Below are 579 nucleotides of genomic sequence, written 5' to 3'. Positions count from 1 at the left end.
GCGGGACTGGCCGAGCTGCGCCAGGCGCTGGCCGAGCTGGCCGCCCTGATGCCGCCGCCCGACCCGGGAGCCCGGGTGCGGCTGTGGGTCGACCGCTCGTTCACCGTCCGCGGGAGCGGGACGGTGGTCACCGGGACGCTCGGCTCAGGCCGGCTGCGGGTCGGTGACACGCTGTCGCTCGGGGGCCGCCCGGTCACCGTGCGTGGCTTGGAGAGCCTCGGCCGCGCCCACCAACGGGTCGACGGGGTCGCCCGGGTCGCGGTGAACCTGCGCGGTGTCGGCCGCGAGGAGGTGAGCCGCGGTGACGCGTTGCTGACGCCCGGCGCGTGGCCGATCACGCAGCACCTCGACGTGCGCCTGACCGCTCCCCTGGCCGCGACCCCCGCTCTCGGTCGTCCCGTCGGCCAACGCGCCGCAGTGGATCTCGACTCGCTTCCGGCGGGGCTCGTGCTCCACCTCGGCTCGGGCGCGCAACCGGTGCACGTCCGCCCGCTCGGCGCCGACACCGCTCGGCTCACGCTCCCCCGGCCGCTTCCGCTGCAGGCCGGTGACCGCGCGATCCTGCGCGACCCGGGGCGG

The 579-nt window shown here is 77.5% G+C and carries 1 pseudogene; it reads left to right on the top strand.

What is annotated here, in order from left to right:
• Nucleotides 1-579 (top strand): annotated as a pseudogene (locus tag FRW57_RS23820) (selenocysteine-specific translation elongation factor); the annotation flags it as partial.

It is taken from the genome of Segeticoccus rhizosphaerae, from assembly GCF_009192725.1.
GTDB classification, from domain to species: domain Bacteria; phylum Actinomycetota; class Actinomycetes; order Actinomycetales; family Dermatophilaceae; genus Segeticoccus; species Segeticoccus rhizosphaerae.
This window is presented reverse-complemented; position numbering and strand designations above follow the sequence as displayed.